A 16,225-nucleotide genomic window follows, 5' to 3' on the forward strand; every position below is an offset into this window, starting at 1 on the left:
TCTCCTCTTTCTCTCACGCATCCTCTGCGATCAAGATACCTGAAGGTATTTTAGGATGTCTCCCTGAAAGATGCTATTCCCAAACGGTCTCCCTGGACCGCTCACAACAGAGGGTTCACCAGGACCATGTTTAGACTCCGCCCTGACCGCGCATACTATCTGGTTGTTTTTCTGGAGGGAGGGAAGTTGTGTTTTCCTGGTGAACGCAAGGAACAGATAGGTCATTTGTCGTTTAATCTTCCCCTTTTGACTCGTAAATTTGTCAGTCCTTCGCCATACTTCAGGACATGACAATGGTTTCCAAATTCGTCGCCATCCTCATCTTTCTTTGTCATATTCTTGCGGTCGCCTGTGTGGGAGAATCCAGGGGACCAAAGCTAGTGGTTTTTCTCGTTGTGGATCAAATGCGAAATGACTATCTGGACAGATTCACTGACCTTTACGAAGGGGGTTTCAGATACCTCCTGGACAACGGGCTTCGTCTTACGGAAACTTATCACGAGCATGCCTATACCGCAACTGCCGCCGGTCACCTTGTTCTCGCTTCAGGAGTTTTTCCTGGCACCGCCGGGATTATCTCAAATAGCTGGTACGTAAGGAAAGTGAAGGAGATGGTGTACTGTGTGGCGGATGAGAACGCGAGACCCTTGAGTGGATCCGGACCGGCAGTTTCTTACGAGAATGTTAACGCGTCCGCCCTGGGTGACTGGATCAAGTCATCATATCCTCGGTCAAAGGTGTTTGCCGTATCATCTAAGGACCGCTCGGCAATTCTCCTGGGAGGAAAGAATCCTGATGGAGTATTCTGGTTCGATTCAAATGCCGGGGAGTTCGTCTCCTCCGATTACTATATGGAAGAATACCCCGAGTGGTTCCGGGAATTGAATCGAGAGAAAACCATTGACAACTATGTGGGGAAAACCTGGATGAGACTTCTGGCCGATGAATCTGTTTATGTGGAAAGATCTCGAGAGGATGAATATCCTCCGGAAGGATCAGGCGAAGGCGAGGGTGATGGTTCAACATTTCCACACCATTATCCAGTGGAGACGGGTGAGGAACCTGTTCATTACTGGGCGCTGTGGGGAACTCCCTGGTTGGATGCTTTGACTCTGGAGCTGGCAGAGACCGTTATCCTGAAAGCAGATCTTGGAAAGGACGAGTATCCTGATCTTCTCGGTGTTGCTCTATCCGCTGCCGATGGTGTGGGACACCGGTATGGACCTTTCAGTCAGGAGACTATGGATATGTTTCTTCGCCTGGACAAGTTTCTGGCCGAATTCTTCAGTTTCTTGGATGAGAACGTTGGACTGGAGAATACCCTTCTCGTTCTTTCTTCTGATCACGGTGTCGCCATGTTGCCGGAATTTGCCGAGCAACTCGGTCTCGATGCGGGCCGAATCAGAACTTCCATGGAGGTGGTGATTCACAAGGTGGAGAAAACGCTTGAGGAGCGTTGGGGAGCAGGTGAATACATCGAGAACTCTTCAAGTGGATGCATCTATTACAACCGGAACACTATGGTAAACAAGGGAATCGCAATTCCTGAAGTTGACTCCGTTGTGATTCCTCTGCTTGTGAAAGAGTCATGGATAAATGATGTTCATTCAAGAGCGGAGATTGAGGGAGGGGGAAATCTGGACCATATAGGGCAGTTGTGGCGCAACCAATATCATCCTGACCTGAGCGGTGACCTGTTCCTGACCTTTGGTGAGAATTATATCTGGAAGGATCCTCCCGGTACGGGACATGGGACACCTCACGGTTACGATACACATGTCCCGTTGATCCTCTCCGGATCGGCGATAGAGTCAGGAACGTTTCACGAGCGGCTGAGAACCGTCGATGTTGCACCCACCATCTCCCACCTCCTTGGGATTGAATATCCCGGCGACATCGATGGTCATCCTCTGGACCTTTCCGCATTTAATAAAACCGTTGATTCCAGGTAAATATGGGGTGTTACAATGATGGAAAAATCTAAATCACTTCTGTTCTTCATAATCCTCGGATGCTCACTCATGCTATCTTCATGCGTCCCCTCTGCAAGAAAACAGAAGGAAGTCGCGCCTCCGGTTCCGACGCGTCCCAATCCGCTGCTCCACGGCTTCAACGAAGTGATCCGGTTCGGAGAACTTCAAGAAGGAGATATAACGGAGGCGACCGAGGTGGCTTTTTCTGAGGCAGAATCGATATTGGAAGGGATCATATCGATTCCTGATGATGCCAGAACATTTGAGAACACCATGTTGAGAATTGATGATATCCACCATGCGGTGGAGATGGTGTGGAGTCCCGCCTCCCTTCTGGGTTCCACCCACCCTGTTGAAGTAATCAGGAATGAAGGGGATTCCAGCAGCATTCGATTTGAGAAGCTCCTGAATAATCTTGCCGTCAATGAGGACCTTTACGGTGCTGTCATGGCATATTCTGAAACAGAGGAAGCGAAGTCACTCGACGGTCACAGAAAGAAATATCTCCTGGAAACAATCAGGGACTTCCAACGGAGCGGCTTCGGTCTGGGCAAGGAGAGACGGGAAGAGGTGCGGAGAATACAGAATGAACTTTCCGTGGTCGTTCTTGAATTCAGTAGGAATTTCAGTGAATACCATGACACCCTTGTGATTGCTGGGGACGTGTCGGAAGGGTTGCCAGAGTCGTATTTAATGGAAAGGTTTCGGGAAGACAGTACTTATGCCATAAATATGTCTTATCCATCCTATTTTCCGTTCATGAAATACGCCAAATCCGACAGCGCAAGAGAGAAGCTCAGCTACAAGTTCCTGAACAGGGCGAGGAACGAAAATCTGTCTCTCCTGGACGAGATGCTCCGATTGCGCTCCCGAATGGCGGCCGTTCTGGACTATGACACTTTCGCTGAATATCGTACGGAAGACCGGATGGCCAAAGATCCTGTTGCCGTGTGGCAGTTTGAGAAGGATCTCCACCAGCACATGCTGGAAAAAGCAGAAATGGACTACCAGCAGATGCTGAACATGAAAAGTGAGATTACCGGGGATTCGGCCACCATGATACATCCCTGGGAGAAACGGTACTATGAGAATCAACTTCTTCTCACAGAATATGCCGTGGATGAAGAGCAGGTAAAACAGTATTTTGAAATCGGCAATGTCATTGATGGATTGTTTGCCATCACCCAACGCCTCTTTGGTCTTGACTACCGGGAAGTTCCGAATCCTTCCGTCTGGCATGAGGATGTGAGAATGTTCGAAGTTTTCGCGGGTGAGTCGATGGAACTGTCATCTCAAGGATCCCTTTCGGACACCCCCGCACCGGACGTGGAGGGGACGCCGCGGGGTGAGCTAATCGGCCGTTTCTACCTTGACCTTTTTCCTCGAGCGGACAAATACCAGCACGCAGCTGCGTTCAGTGTGGTCATCGGGAAGATGCTTCTCGACGGCTATCAAAAACCGGCATACGCTCTTGTATGCAATTTCCCCAGACCTGCCGATCAACAACCGTCGCTTTTACCCCACGGCGATGTGGAGACCTTTTTTCACGAATTCGGACATCTGCTTCATGGCATATTGACAGGTTCGGCTCTCATCGGTCAGGCAGGCACCGCAGTTGAACGCGATTTTGTCGAGGCTCCTTCCCAGATGCTTGAGAACTGGGTTTGGAACAAGGAATCGCTATCCTTATTCGCGAAGCACTATGAGACGGGTGAACCGATTCCCGAGGAGCTGATTGACCGAATGCTTAGCGCAAAGAATTTGAACTCCGGAACGAAGGCACTCCAGCAGATTTTCTACGGCATGCTCGATTTTTCCCTTCATGACGGATACGATCCTCAGGGCGAGGAGACAACCACAGATGTCATGAAAGACCTTCAGAATGAAATCACATTGTTTCCATACCAGGAGGACACGCATTTCCAGGCCTCATTCGGTCATCTGCACGGTTACGCGGCGAGCTACTATGGATATATGTGGTCACTCGTTTACGCCCAGGACATGTTTTCCGTTTTCGAAGATAACGGTGTGCTGGACCCCGAGACCGGGATGAAGTTCCGGCAAGTCGTCCTCGAAAGGGGTGGATCAGTGGATCCTCTTGAAATGGTACAGGAATTCCTGGGCAGAGAGCCCAACAACAGGGCATTTCTAAGGAGTTTAGGTCTCCCGGTGTCCGATGAAGCGGTTGCGGAATGATGCGCGATAGGTAGGCGATGCGGAGAAGGTGAGATGAGAAAAAAGGTAACTGATCTCGCGCTTCACGGCGGAAATCCCGTGAGAGTGGAGCCATTTCCCCCCTGGCCCCAGCCGACAGATGCCATGCGGAAGAATCTCCTTCGGACTCTCGATAGTGAAAAATGGGGAGTAGGCAGCGAGGTGGTTCAGCAGTTCGAGAGAGAATTTGCACGTTTTCATCATAGCCGATTTGCCATTTCCACAAATTCAGGGACAGCCGCTTTATGGGTGGCCCTGAAGGCGGCGGGAGTGAAACTCGGAGACGAAATCATTATACCTGCTTACACGTTCGTAGCCACGGCCTCGGCTGTTCTGATGGCCAATGCGGTTCCTGTCTTTGTCGATATCGATGGAGAGACTCTCAACATGGATCCCCATTCAGCGGCACAAGCCATTACGGAGAGGACGCGCGTTATTCTCCCCGTGCACGTTGGCGGAAATCCCGCTCACGTTGAGCAGATCGGAGAAATCGCTCGTGAGGCCGGGATTGTCATGATTGAGGATGCCGCCCAGGCCCACGGCTCTGAGTGGAAAGGGAGACGGATAGGTTCTTTTGGAATTGGTGGGATTTTCAGTTTTCAGACCTCCAAGAATATGACTGCGGGCGAAGGGGGCGTCATTGTTTCGGATGATGAGGATTTCGTCAACGCCTGTTTCTCCTATCATAATGTCAGCCGGCCAAGAGGGAATGGAGGAAACAGGCAACGTCACCTTGGGGGCAACTTTCGCCTTTCGGCAATTCCCGCGTCCCTGCTGCTTGCTCAGTTTGACTCGATGGAGGGGAAAATGAAAATCCGGGATGCCAACGCGGAAATCTTGGAAACTGAGATCGACGCTATTCCGGGGCTTACACCGCAGAAGAGATATCCGGAGGCCACGCGTGTTTCCCGCCACATTTACATATTCATGTATGACGGCCGGAAGTTCAATGACGCCACGCGAGAGGAGTTTATCAAGGCTCTGAATGCAGAAGGAATTCCCGTCTATCCGGGATACGGTCCCGTCTATAGTGAGGGGCTTTTTGTGGTTGACGAAACAGAGTATCCCTGGTTGGAAGGTAGGAATTTCAACTCTCTTTCCCTTCCGGTTACCGAAAGAATCAGCAGGCGCGAAGCTGTCTGGCTGAGACAGAACTGTCTCCTCGGAGATGAGGAAGACACCTTGGATATCGTGAAGGCCATCAAGAAAGTTGCCACCTACTACCAGTCACTTGACAATTGACAATTGATTATTGACAATTGATAATGGATGAATGGAGAATTGTTCCGTAGGAACTCCTTTGACCCGTAGGGTCTCCTGTGGAGGAGGAGAAATGGGGCAATGGAGATATGGAGAATTGGAGAAACGGAGATAGGGGGAATTGTTCCGTAGGAACTCCTTTGACCCGTAGGGTCTCCTGTGGAGGAGGAGAACTGGAGAGTGAGGTGTGATATCTGATTCGTCTAACGTCTAACGTCGAACGTCTAACGTCGAACGTCCAACTGGTGACTAGAAAGTGCCCGGAACAGGGATCGAACCTGCACCTCCAAAACGGAGACTAGATCCTGAATCTAGCGCGTCTACCAGTTCCGCCATCCGGGCAAGGCGGTGCGAAGTTATATTCGGTATGCCCGATTTTCAAGCAGAAAACCCATTGCCTTGAATCGTGACACAGTGTATCTATTGGATCCTGAATGGCTGAGGAAAAAAAGATCATATCGACCAATCGGAAAGCGTTTCACGACTACCACATTTTTGAGAAGTTTGAAGCGGGACTCCAGCTTACTGGTAGCGAAGTGAAAGGATTGAGAGAAGGGCGTGGGAATCTCAAAGATGCATACGCGGCTTTTCGCGACAGTGAACTGTTTCTCACGGGGATGCATGTGGGTCCCTACTCGCACACCGGGCATGAGGGTCATGACCCGTATCGTGAGAGGAAACTGCTCCTTCACCGCCGGGAGATAAGAAAGCTCGCCAGACAGGTCTCTGCAAAGGGATATACCATTGTGCCATTGAGGGTCTATTTCCAGGGTGGTTGGGCCAAAGTGGAGATAGCGCTGGCCAAAGGGAAGAGGAGTTATGACAAGAAAACCGCCATCGCCGAGCGCGACAGGGATCGGGCGATGGAGCGTGAACTCAAGGGAAAGAAGCGGGCATAATGACAACCTTTCGGTCTGTACGCGAGCAGATGGATCTTATTCGTCGAGGTACCCACGAGATCATATCTGAGGAGGAACTGGAGAAGAGACTCAGGGAGAGTCTGAATACCGGAGTTCCACTCGTCGTGAAACTTGGATGTGATCCGAGCCAACCCGATCTTCACCTGGGTCACGCGGTCGTTCTGCGGAAGCTGAGGCATTTTCAGGATCTTGGACACCAGGCCGTTCTGGTGATAGGGGATTTTACTGCGATGATCGGAGATCCTTCGGGCAGGAATAAGACTCGACCCCAGATTTCCGCGCAAGAAACAAGGGAACACGGGAAAACCTACGTGGAGCAGGCCTCTCTGATTCTCGATGGGGACAGGCTGAAAATCGTGAACAATTCCAGCTGGCTCGGTGAAATGAATTTCGGAGAGGTCATCCAGCTGGCCAGTCACTACACGGTGGCACGTATGTTGGAAAGGGATGATTTTGAGAAAAGGTATGAAAGCGGCACACCCATTTCAATCCACGAATTTCTCTATCCCCTTGCTCAGGCGATGGACTCCATAAAACTCAGAGCGGATGTTGAACTGGGGGGCACGGATCAGAAATTCAATCTTCTTATGGCCCGAGATCTTCAGAGGGACTTTGACCAGGTTCCTCAGGTCGTTGTTACGACTCCCCTTCTGGAAGGAACGGACGGTGTGCAAAAGATGTCCAAGTCGTACGGTAACTACATCGGTGTGGGGGAAAGCACCCAGGAAATGTATGGGAAGACCATGTCCATCCCGGATGAACTCATTCTCCGCTATTTTGAGCTGGCGACCGATGTTTCCGGGAGGGAACTCCGTTCCATTGAGAAGAAGCTCAAGGATCCGTCTCTCAACCCTAGAGACCTGAAGCGGCGTCTGGCTCGAGAAATCGTCACCCTCTATCATTCTGAAGAAAAGGCCAGGGAAGCCGAGGCTGAATTCCAGCTGATTTTTGTTCAGAAGAGCATCCCGGAAGATGTGGACAGTTTCGAAGCGGAAGCCAGTCCCATTAATATTGTTCAACTTCTGTTCCAGTCGGGACTCGCCAGTTCGAGGGGAGAAGCTCGCCGCCTCATTCAACAGGGGGCGGTGGATGTGGATGGTAAGAAAGTCACTCACATCACCACGGAAGTGGAGTTGGAGAAGGAACGGATCATCAAGGTGGGAAAAAGACGCTTCCTTAGAGTATCAATCTAGCCTGAACAATCCACAGGATCTTCCAAAGGATCTTGAGATGAGATTCGCCGCTAATCCCGAAACTTCGGGATAAGGATCATCCACAGGATCCTTTGGACAAAGTAATTAAAATCAAAAAGTTTGTGCATCATTCCTAGTGAAGAGAACATCGAATGCGGTTTAACTAACGTCCTTTGTAAGTCTTTTAAAACCATTAGAATGTCTTCGTGAACTTCCCCGCCCGCTTGCCCTCCCTGCAGTCGGGAGCGGGCCTGCCAGCCCTCATCCTTCGGGAGCAGGCCGGCAGGGTGGCTGATGAATCCTCTTTAACTTGGCTTCCTTTTTTCAACGTCATACGCTAGATACTCCACTCCTAATCTACAGTGAACCTGAGGTTGTTTCATGGACGCTGCGCGGCCGGTGGAACTGTCATTCAGGCTCTGGTTTTGCGATTTATGGATTTTCTCTGTTTTGATGGAAATCCGGGGGAGGTTAAATTCGTTGCATGTCTCATTTTGAATACTGACTGCAAATGGGGGAAACATGAGTGATAACATATCCGAATTCAGTGACAGTAATTTTCAGGCAGAAGTCCTTGATTCCTTGCTTCCGGTTCTGGTTGATTTCTGGGCCGAGTGGTGTGCTCCATGCCGGGTGGTTAATCCTATAGTGGAGGAGATTGCCGGAGAGTATGAGGGGAAGGTGAAAGTGGGAAAGGTGAACGTTGACCATAATCCCGATACCGCGATGAAGTACGGGATAAGGAGTATCCCCAGTTTCATAGTTTTCAAGGATGGTGCCGTCTCAGATCAAATCGTCGGGGCGGTACCCAAACGTAATATCAAACAGGTTTTGGACAAGGCTCTAGACTAACTAATGGCACATAAGGTCATCATCATAGGTTCGGGTCCCGCAGGGCTAACGGCGGCTGTTTACGCGGCCAGGGCGAATTTGAATCCCCTGGTCTTCGAAGGGAATCAGCCGGGCGGTCAATTAACCATCACGACTGATGTGGAAAATTATCCCGGATTTCCTGAAGGGATTATGGGACCTGAGCTGATGGAATTATTTCGGAAACAGGCTACGAAATTTGGTGCAACATGCGAATTCAAACACGTGACCAAAGTTGATCTATCCAAAAGACCCTTCAAGGTCTGGGTCGGTGATGAATCAAATGAATCGGAGGTCCTCATCATCTCGACAGGCGCATCGGCGAGAATGCTGGATCTGGAATCCGAATCTCGATTGATGGGGCACGGTGTCTCCGCCTGTGCCACATGTGACGGATTTTTCTTTCAGGGGAAACACGTCATTGTGGTAGGCGGGGGAGATTCTGCTATGGAAGAGGCCAATTTCCTGACAAAGTTCGCCAGTCGAGTGAGCGTCGTTCATCGCAGAGACGAATTGAGAGCCTCGAAAATCATGCAGGATCTATCATTCAAGAATCCCAAAATAGACATTATTTGGAATGCGGTAGTGGAGAATATCTCGGGAAGCCCTGAAGATGGAGTGAAAGGTGTCACGCTCCGCGATACGGTGACAACACAGAAGCGTAAACTCGCTTGCGAGGGTGTCTTCCTGGCCATCGGTCACATTCCAAATACATCTCTGTTTAAGGGACAGCTTGACGTGGACGAATTGGGATACATCACTACCCGGGATGGTTCTACTCAAACATCCATAGAAGGTGTTTTTGCGTGTGGAGACGTGCAAGATCGCGTCTATCGCCAGGCTGTCACAGCTGCGGGAAACGGCTGCATGGCAGCCATGGATGCCGAGAGATTCCTCGCCGAGGTATCTTCCGAAGATTCATCCCACTAGCCTCCCCTTCTCCTTCCGGAATTGATGATGACTTCGCCTGGAAGCGCTTTCCTGGGCACCGGGAACTCGCGAAAGAAGGTCATTCAGCATTTCTACAAGGAGAGACAAGATGAACAGAATACAGTCACCCATTTTTGAGTTGGAAAACGTGCGTGTCATCCGCGAAGGGGGCACCACCTTGAAGATCAGCAGATTCCAGTTTCACAGGGGAACCATCTACGGTATTGTGGGACCGGTCGGTTCCGGCAAAACGACGCTCCTGGAGTGTCTGGTGGGGCGTCTGAAGCCCACGGAGGGCAAGATATTGTACGAAAATGAGAAATATGCGAAGTCATGGTTGGGCAAGCTCAAGATTCCACCTGAGATTCTCTTCTTCGAGCAGATACGCATTAATTCGGCAGAAGCGGTACGTGAATATGTCCAGAAAAAAATACCTGACCGCGTCGACTATGTTAGACGTCAGTACTACTCTCGCGTTCCGCTGAATGACGAATGGAAGATGCCCATGCAGGGTCTTTCGAAAGGGCAAAGTCTCAGATTGAACCTCATTGTAGCCATTGAATCAGATCCCAAGGTACTGATTATTGACGACTACGGCTCCAATTTCGATTCAAAGATGAAACGTGAATTCAACCGGGGCCTGGCGTACAGCGCCCGGTCTCGGGGAGCCACTATCATTCTGGCAACGGCGGACATGGGCGACGTTCGAAGTGTTGCCTCCGTCGTAGTGGCACTGGATAACGGCCATATTTCGAAGGTACGCTCCTTGAAGAAACAGTCTTAAGCCTCCGCTTGATGGATCAAGAGGAAGGAAAATCAACCGGTTTTGTCTATAGCCCGTCGTTTCTGACGCACGAAACAGGACCGGGTCACCCGGAGTCCCCACGGAGGCTGGAGGCGATTCTCGATCATCTGCGTACCTCCAGGGTTTGGCATCTCCTGCGTCCCGTTACCCCCAATGCGGCGGGAGTGGATCTCATGGGACTGGTCCACAGCAGGGAGTACGTCGATTCCGTGTCCAGAGCCTGCTCCCGGGGGGTGAAAGTGCTGGATGGGGGTGATACCGTTGTGTGTGAAAACTCCCATTCCGTGGCGCTCCTTGCCGCAGGCGGCGTTGTGGAAGGAATCAGGCTCATTTTCGAAGACTCCATAGAAAACGCTTTTTGCGCTGTGCGTCCACCTGGACATCATGCGGGAGTTGATCAGGCCATGGGGTTTTGCCTGTTCAACAATGCGGCCATCGGAGCCAGGTTCGCTCAAAAAGAATATCGACTTGAGCGGGTTATGATCGTTGACTGGGATGTGCATCACGGGAATGGTACACAGCACATTTTTGAGTCAGATCCCACTGTTTTTTACGTCAGTCTCCATCAATACCCATTCTATCCTGGCACGGGAAATGAGATTGAAACGGGAAGGGGCAGAGGATTGGGAATGACCAGGAATTTTCCTCTTTCGGCTGGTGGAGGGGATCACGAGTACCTCGACATCTTCAGGAATAAAATTCCCGATATTGCCGCAAAGTTTTCCCCGGAATTGATCATCCTTTCCTCAGGATTTGACGCTCATGAGAAAGATCCCCTGGCGAATATGAGAGTATCAACTGAGGTCTTCATGGAAATGACTCAGATTATTCATGAAATCGCTTCTGAATGGTGTGGAGGCAGACTTGTTTCCATCCTCGAGGGTGGGTACAGCCTTGATGCTCTTCAAGAATGTACTGAAGTGCACCTGAATGTTCTTGCGGGGGGACCGGATTAGCCAATGATGATTTCTTCAACTTTGAATGAATCTGAACTGAAATTTGTTCTGATCATTATTGATGGTCTGGGGTTAAGGGACTCTGTTGAGGGAAATGCTTTCAAACTCTCCCGGACTCCCGTCCTGGATAACCTCTTTTCCACCTATCCCTGGAGTCATCTTGGAGCTTCTGGACGCTCGGTGGGACTACCCGAGGGGATCATGGGCAATTCGGAGGTGGGTCATCTCACCATCGGTTCAGGGAGAATTATCAAACAAGACCTCGTGCGAATCGATGAGGCAATCAAGAATGACACATTCCGCAGAATTCCCGAACTTCGAAACGTGTTTTCCTATGTGAGAGAAAAAAATGGTTCCCTTCATCTTTTGGGTCTTCTGTCAGATGCGGGTGTGCACAGCCATATGGACCATCTTTTCGCGCTACTGGGAACGATCAGGAAAGAAGGGATCGAGAATGTTTTCCTTCACGCCATTACCGACGGCCGCGATACGTCGCCAGCGGACGGAGTCAGATTCGTGACGGAAACTCTGGTCCGGACGAAAGAAATTGGAACGGGTTCCCTCTCGACAATCGTGGGGCGTTACTACGCCATGGATCGCGACCGGAGATGGGAAAGAACCGAAATAGCGTACAGAGCTTATGCGGCCGGTGAAGGCGAGCCTTTCCAAGATCCCATCAGGGCAGTGGAGTCATCCTACGAGGAAAACATCACAGATGAATTCATCAAACCAAGAATCCTTGTTGACCGTGAGAACCACTCGAACATCATACGAGACAATGATGCCGTACTCTGTTTTAACTTCCGCGCAGACAGGATGAGACAGATCGTTGAGAGCTTGGGAAATGCGGAGTTTGAAGCATTTCCGCGGGTGAGAAAACCGGTGTTCACGACAACCTTCACGAGTTACGACGACGGATATGCATTTCCCGTGCTTTTCCAGCCGGAAGCCATTGAGAATCTTTTCGGGGAAATTCTTGAGAATCATGGATTTCATCAACTGAGGGTGGCGGAAACAGAAAAGTATGCCCACGTAAGCTATTTCTTCAATGGTGGAGATGAGAAGCCGTATCCTCACGAGGACCGTATTCTCGTTCCGTCTCCGAAGGTCGCCACGTACGACCTCGATCCCGAGATGAGCGCCTATGGCGTAAGAGAGGAAGTCCTCAACGCCATCAGGTCGGAAAAGTACCATTGCATCATCATGAATCTTGCCAACCCGGACATGGTGGGGCATACTGGAGATCTGCAGGCATCCATCAAGGCAGGGGAGGTTGTGGACGAGGTGGTGGGAGAAATTGTTCAAGCGGCAAAGGAGCGTGGTGCCGCCGTGTTCGTCACCTCCGATCACGGCAATTGTGAAATGATGGTAAGTGAGAAGACGGGCCAAGTTCATACCGCCCATACTCTGAATCCCGTTCCTTTTATCGTCGTGACTGCAGGGCCTCACGTGACCTTGAAATCCAGCGGTGGTTTGGCCGACGTGTCTCCCACTATTCTAGATTTCCTCGGTATTCCCATCCCCACGGAGATGACGGGAGAGAGTCTTCTGGTAAAACCATGATACCCACGCGTTACCAGGAACTAGAAGCCGGTTTTTCAAGCAAGACCGTCATGGTCATAGGAGATTTAATGCTCGACAATTATCTCTGGGGAGACGCTCAACGCATATCCCCAGAAGCACCGGTTCCGGTAGTGAGACTGAAATCATCAAGCAGCAATCCCGGAGGGGCGGCAAATGTGGCCTACAATCTCAGTTCCCTCGGAGCTCGGACAATTCTGTGCGGAGTGGTGGGAGACGACAGCGACGGAGGGCTGTTGAGGTCTATCCTGAAAGACATGGAGGTAAATACGGGAGGAATTGTGGTGGATCCCGGCAGGCCCACCACTGTAAAGACGCGTATCATTGCCCGGGGACACCACGTTGTGAGGACAGACTGGGAGGACGCGTCTCCCATCGCCGGGGAGGTTAAGAAGGTTTTGCTTGAACGAGTGAAGCAGCACCTTGGAGATGCGGACGCGGTGATATTGGAAGATTACAACAAAGGACTTCTAAGCGGAGAGACGATCGCCCGATTAATCACGCTTTTCGAGACGAAATCTGTGCCCGTGTATGCCGATCCCAAGCACCACAATTTTTTCAATTACAAGAACGTGGTCATGGTAAAACCTAATCTGGAAGAGGCATCGAGAGCCTTGGGTTCCGGACTTTCGCCGGAAGAGAATCTGGAACAGACCGGATCGGATCTTCGTAAGAAGCTTGGATGTCATCTACTTCTCATCACAAAGGGTGACAGAGGCATGTCTCTTTTCGACGAATCGGGACATCATCCCATTCCCACAAGGACCCGTCGTGTTCACGATGTCTCCGGGGCGGGAGATACCGTCATGGCGGTCTTCTGTCTGGCACACCTGTCAGGAGCATCACCCTTGGAGGCGGCCACCGTGGCGAATTATGCGGCGGGTCGTGTCTGCGAGGAGGTGGGCGTCGTGCCCATTACGAAAGAGACCCTTCACGAAATCATTACTCATCATTCCTCGTAATTCTTATTTGCGTTCACGAAATTGGGCGCTTCCGGGCACAGTTTTGATACTGTGCCTGCATGTTGCGGTGCAGGCACAGGCCGATATTCGCTACGACCCTTGGGACTGGGTAACCTACAGGAACAGCCGGTTTGTTACCTCGGTGGCCGAAGGGAGCGAGTACATCTACTTCGGGACGAACGGAGGAATCCTGAGGCGTCATATATTCGGCAAGTACTGGGATTATCCCATTACCCGTTCTCAAGGACTGCCTGAAGACGAGATTGACGCAGTGTACTACGATTTCCGTACCCATGTTCTCTGGGCATCAAGTTCGTCCGGGTTGAGTCATTCCGTGGAGGGGGGCGTGAGATGGGAAATGGTTTCCAATGAAATCCTTGGCCTCAGGCCGGGTGAAAGGATCGCACGAATCGGCTCCACCGCTGACTTCCTCTGGTGTGAAACCGCAAGTCAGGTCCTGAAACTGGACCATCTATCCGGGTTTCTCGTAATCCCCTACGCTGATCTTCCTGAAAGTGATGTCAGATGGGGAAGTGCCCTCTTGACGGGCAGTAGGAAGCGTCACGGGATATTGAATAATTTTACTGCAACGGGAGGATGGATCAACGACCTGGACATGCTCCGAGGTCCACGTCTGGAAGAATTCCATATCTCCACCATTTACACGGATCGATTCCAGGATATCTGGCTGGGAACTTGGGGAGGGTCCGTATTCCATGGTGATTTTCAGATGAAGCTTCTGGAGCCGATTCCGTTTGGACCGGCCCAGACAAGCGCGGAGATCCTGTTAAGAATGGATAACGGGATGTGGTCTGCGGGCATTGACCCGTCGACTCTCTATTCAGGTATCACCCTGTACGATCCGCAGCGGGGGATCTGGGACATTTTCCGGGTGGGTTTTGAGATCACATTTGGCGAGGATCAAGTATATTATGGCGCCCAGGTGAACGAGGAATGGTGGTTCGGAACGCCCGACGGAATCCAGGTGTACATGCCTGCCAAGGATAGCTGGCTTCCCATTTCACAGTCGAGGGATCTTCCCGACAGTCGTGTGGTTTCCCTCGCATTCGATGGGGAATACGTCTACGGAGGAACACTAACGGGACTCGTTCGCATCTCCCCCTCATCCAGAACCCGGGTCTCATGGTCCGTCTCGGAAATGGTAGGCTTTCGACCCGTTTATGTCGTTCACTGGGATGGTGAGAGTCTGTGGATTGCAACTGATGTGGATCTATGGCAGTGGGGCGAAAAGAGGGATGAACTTCGTCGCTTTGGAATCCCTGGCGGAGAAAGCTTATCAGATGTCACCAATCGGGAGAGTGATCAACCGGTGATCGTGCGTCCCGTAACGGCTATTGCTTCTTCGGACAGTATGGTTTATTTTGGAGATGAGTTTGGCGTTTTATGCTATGACAGGAATGTGGGAGAGTGGAGAAGAATCACGGGAAGATCTCGATTGACGGGATTTGAGATACTTTCCCTGACACTGTCCCAGGGACCCGAGGAAAACGAAGGCATGTTGTGGATAGGTACTTCAGACGGGACGCTTGCCTTGGACCTGACTGATGACTTCATCTGGCACTTCAAGAAGAAGGACGGACTGCCCAGTGACATTGTACGATCGAGCCTAATCCAGGGCGATATTGCATGGTTTGGCACGCCAGAAGGAATGGTCCGCTTCGAGTGGAAAAAACATCTAAGATGAGGAGACGACACAGAATAGTCACATTGGTCGTAGTGGCCATAAGTCTTTCTTTGGCTTTCGGCCAGAAAAGAGACGCGCTCGGGATTCCCCATTTTCAGGCACTCACCCCGGCCCATCCTACAGAATCACCGGATACGGTGAGGCTGGCCGTCATAGTCAAGGTGCCTTACGACGCGATTCAGTTTCTCAAGCAAGGGAATTCTTTTCAGGCAGAATACGAGTTGGCGGTAACCATTCAGGACGCTGAAGAAAACCAGATAGTGGAACGTATCCGCCAACACGCTGTCACAACCGACAAATACAGGCAGACGATCTCCTCCCGCACATTCGATCTGCCCATGCAGACATTTCGTCTCGTTCCCGCAGAATACAAGTGTATCATTGAATTGACTGACGAAGACACGCGGAAGTCCGGTCGACAGACAATCGATCTAAACCTGTCACGATTCACAGGTGACGTGGTAATTGGCGACCTGGTTCTGGTGGATCCTCAGACCAAAACGGACGATTATCCAGCGGGAATTCCAATAATCCCGTCCAGAATAGCAGACACCGATTCGGTATTCCATATCTACTACAATACGCGTATCCCGACCGGTGAATATACTCTGCAGAAAAAAACAATCTCCGTGGAAGATGAAGTTCTGACTGAGGAGACGATGGTGAGGAATACACCCGGTCCCACTGTGACCGAAGTGATCGAGGTGAGACAGCCGGATGTTCCGGGCAACAAGTTCAAGCTCAAACTGAAAGTTGAACAGGGAGGGGAAAGCTCCGAGTCTGAACTCGTTGTGGAAATCAGGTGGCTTGGCTTGAAGGCTCACGTATCGAATCTGGACGAAGCTGTTGAGCAGAT

13 protein-coding genes and 1 tRNA gene are annotated in these 16,225 nt (G+C 51.0%); 13 read left to right on the forward strand and 1 reads right to left on the reverse strand.

The window, feature by feature from the left end:
• Positions 1-293 precede the first annotated feature (293 nt).
• The 3 genes from V3U24_06805 to V3U24_06815 are packed head-to-tail and all read left to right on the forward strand — an operon-like array spanning position 294 to position 5,429.
• Positions 294-1,952 carry an alkaline phosphatase family protein gene (locus V3U24_06805; protein MEE9167152.1) on the forward strand — a complete coding sequence of 553 codons (1,659 nt, stop codon included), beginning with the start codon at positions 294-296 and terminating at the stop codon, positions 1,950-1,952.
• Positions 1,953-1,967: 15 nt separating this feature from the next.
• Complete coding sequence (locus tag V3U24_06810) at positions 1,968-4,169, forward strand: M3 family metallopeptidase (GenBank protein MEE9167153.1); 2,202 nt, start codon at positions 1,968-1,970, stop codon at positions 4,167-4,169.
• Positions 4,170-4,202: 33 nt separating this feature from the next.
• Positions 4,203-5,429 (forward strand): DegT/DnrJ/EryC1/StrS family aminotransferase, encoded by a 1,227-nt coding sequence (locus V3U24_06815; GenBank protein MEE9167154.1) that lies wholly within the window; start codon positions 4,203-4,205, stop codon positions 5,427-5,429.
• Between the two features lie 275 nt (positions 5,430-5,704).
• Here the strand turns inward: V3U24_06815 and V3U24_06820 are convergent.
• Positions 5,705-5,789: transfer RNA gene (locus tag V3U24_06820), tRNA-Leu, on the reverse strand.
• 92 nt (positions 5,790-5,881) lie between these two features.
• Here V3U24_06820 and smpB point away from each other — a divergent pair.
• From smpB to V3U24_06870, 10 genes are all read left to right on the forward strand, one after another.
• Entirely contained in the window at positions 5,882-6,346 is a 465-nt protein-coding gene (smpB, locus tag V3U24_06825; protein ID MEE9167155.1) for an SsrA-binding protein SmpB, read from the forward strand.
• The gene (tyrS, locus tag V3U24_06830; protein MEE9167156.1) at positions 6,346-7,560 is read left to right on the forward strand and encodes a tyrosine--tRNA ligase; all 1,215 of its coding nucleotides are present in this window, start codon (positions 6,346-6,348) and stop codon (positions 7,558-7,560) included. Before smpB ends, tyrS begins: the two co-directional genes overlap by 1 nt.
• Before the next feature lie 522 nt (positions 7,561-8,082).
• Positions 8,083-8,412 carry a thioredoxin gene (gene trxA, locus V3U24_06835; protein ID MEE9167157.1) on the forward strand — a complete coding sequence of 110 codons (330 nt, stop codon included), beginning with the start codon at positions 8,083-8,085 and terminating at the stop codon, positions 8,410-8,412.
• Between the two features lie 3 nt (positions 8,413-8,415).
• A complete protein-coding gene (gene trxB / locus V3U24_06840) occupies positions 8,416-9,360 on the forward strand; it encodes a thioredoxin-disulfide reductase (protein ID MEE9167158.1) in 945 nt (314 codons plus the stop codon).
• Between the two features lie 109 nt (positions 9,361-9,469).
• Positions 9,470-10,144 (forward strand): ATP-binding cassette domain-containing protein, encoded by a 675-nt coding sequence (locus V3U24_06845; protein ID MEE9167159.1) that lies wholly within the window; start codon positions 9,470-9,472, stop codon positions 10,142-10,144.
• Between the two features lie 11 nt (positions 10,145-10,155).
• Entirely contained in the window at positions 10,156-11,121 is a 966-nt protein-coding gene (locus tag V3U24_06850; protein MEE9167160.1) for a histone deacetylase, read from the forward strand.
• Positions 11,122-11,124: 3 nt separating this feature from the next.
• Entirely contained in the window at positions 11,125-12,684 is a 1,560-nt protein-coding gene (gene gpmI, locus V3U24_06855; protein MEE9167161.1) for a 2,3-bisphosphoglycerate-independent phosphoglycerate mutase, read from the forward strand.
• Positions 12,681-13,664 (forward strand): D-glycero-beta-D-manno-heptose-7-phosphate kinase, encoded by a 984-nt coding sequence (rfaE1, locus tag V3U24_06860; protein MEE9167162.1) that lies wholly within the window; start codon positions 12,681-12,683, stop codon positions 13,662-13,664. The genes gpmI and rfaE1 overlap by 4 nt, the downstream gene beginning before the upstream one ends.
• A gap of 43 nt (positions 13,665-13,707) precedes the next feature.
• Positions 13,708-15,369: a hypothetical protein gene (locus tag V3U24_06865; protein MEE9167163.1), complete on the forward strand. Its 1,662-nt coding sequence runs from the start codon at positions 13,708-13,710 to the stop codon at positions 15,367-15,369.
• Positions 15,366-16,225, forward strand: an 860-nt coding sequence (locus tag V3U24_06870; protein ID MEE9167164.1) for a hypothetical protein, incomplete at its 3' end; no start/stop codon positions are given. The genes V3U24_06865 and V3U24_06870, both read left to right, overlap by 4 nt.

It is taken from the genome of Candidatus Neomarinimicrobiota bacterium, from assembly GCA_036476315.1.
In the GTDB taxonomy this organism is placed as follows: Bacteria; Fidelibacterota; Marinisomatia; order Marinisomatales; family S15-B10; genus JAZGBI01.

Coding starts and splice junctions, on each gene's coding strand:
- V3U24_06805 (MEE9167152.1), top strand. CDS start 294: ATGGTTTCCAAATTCGTCGCCATCCTCATCTTTCTTTGTCATATTCTT.
- V3U24_06810 (MEE9167153.1), top strand. CDS start 1,968: ATGATGGAAAAATCTAAATCACTTCTGTTCTTCATAATCCTCGGATGC.
- V3U24_06815 (MEE9167154.1), top strand. CDS start 4,203: ATGAGAAAAAAGGTAACTGATCTCGCGCTTCACGGCGGAAATCCCGTG.
- smpB (MEE9167155.1), top strand. CDS start 5,882: ATGGCTGAGGAAAAAAAGATCATATCGACCAATCGGAAAGCGTTTCAC.
- tyrS (MEE9167156.1), top strand. CDS start 6,346: ATGACAACCTTTCGGTCTGTACGCGAGCAGATGGATCTTATTCGTCGA.
- trxA (MEE9167157.1), top strand. CDS start 8,083: ATGAGTGATAACATATCCGAATTCAGTGACAGTAATTTTCAGGCAGAA.
- trxB (MEE9167158.1), top strand. CDS start 8,416: ATGGCACATAAGGTCATCATCATAGGTTCGGGTCCCGCAGGGCTAACG.
- V3U24_06845 (MEE9167159.1), top strand. CDS start 9,470: ATGAACAGAATACAGTCACCCATTTTTGAGTTGGAAAACGTGCGTGTC.
- V3U24_06850 (MEE9167160.1), top strand. CDS start 10,156: ATGGATCAAGAGGAAGGAAAATCAACCGGTTTTGTCTATAGCCCGTCG.
- gpmI (MEE9167161.1), top strand. CDS start 11,125: ATGATGATTTCTTCAACTTTGAATGAATCTGAACTGAAATTTGTTCTG.
- rfaE1 (MEE9167162.1), top strand. CDS start 12,681: ATGATACCCACGCGTTACCAGGAACTAGAAGCCGGTTTTTCAAGCAAG.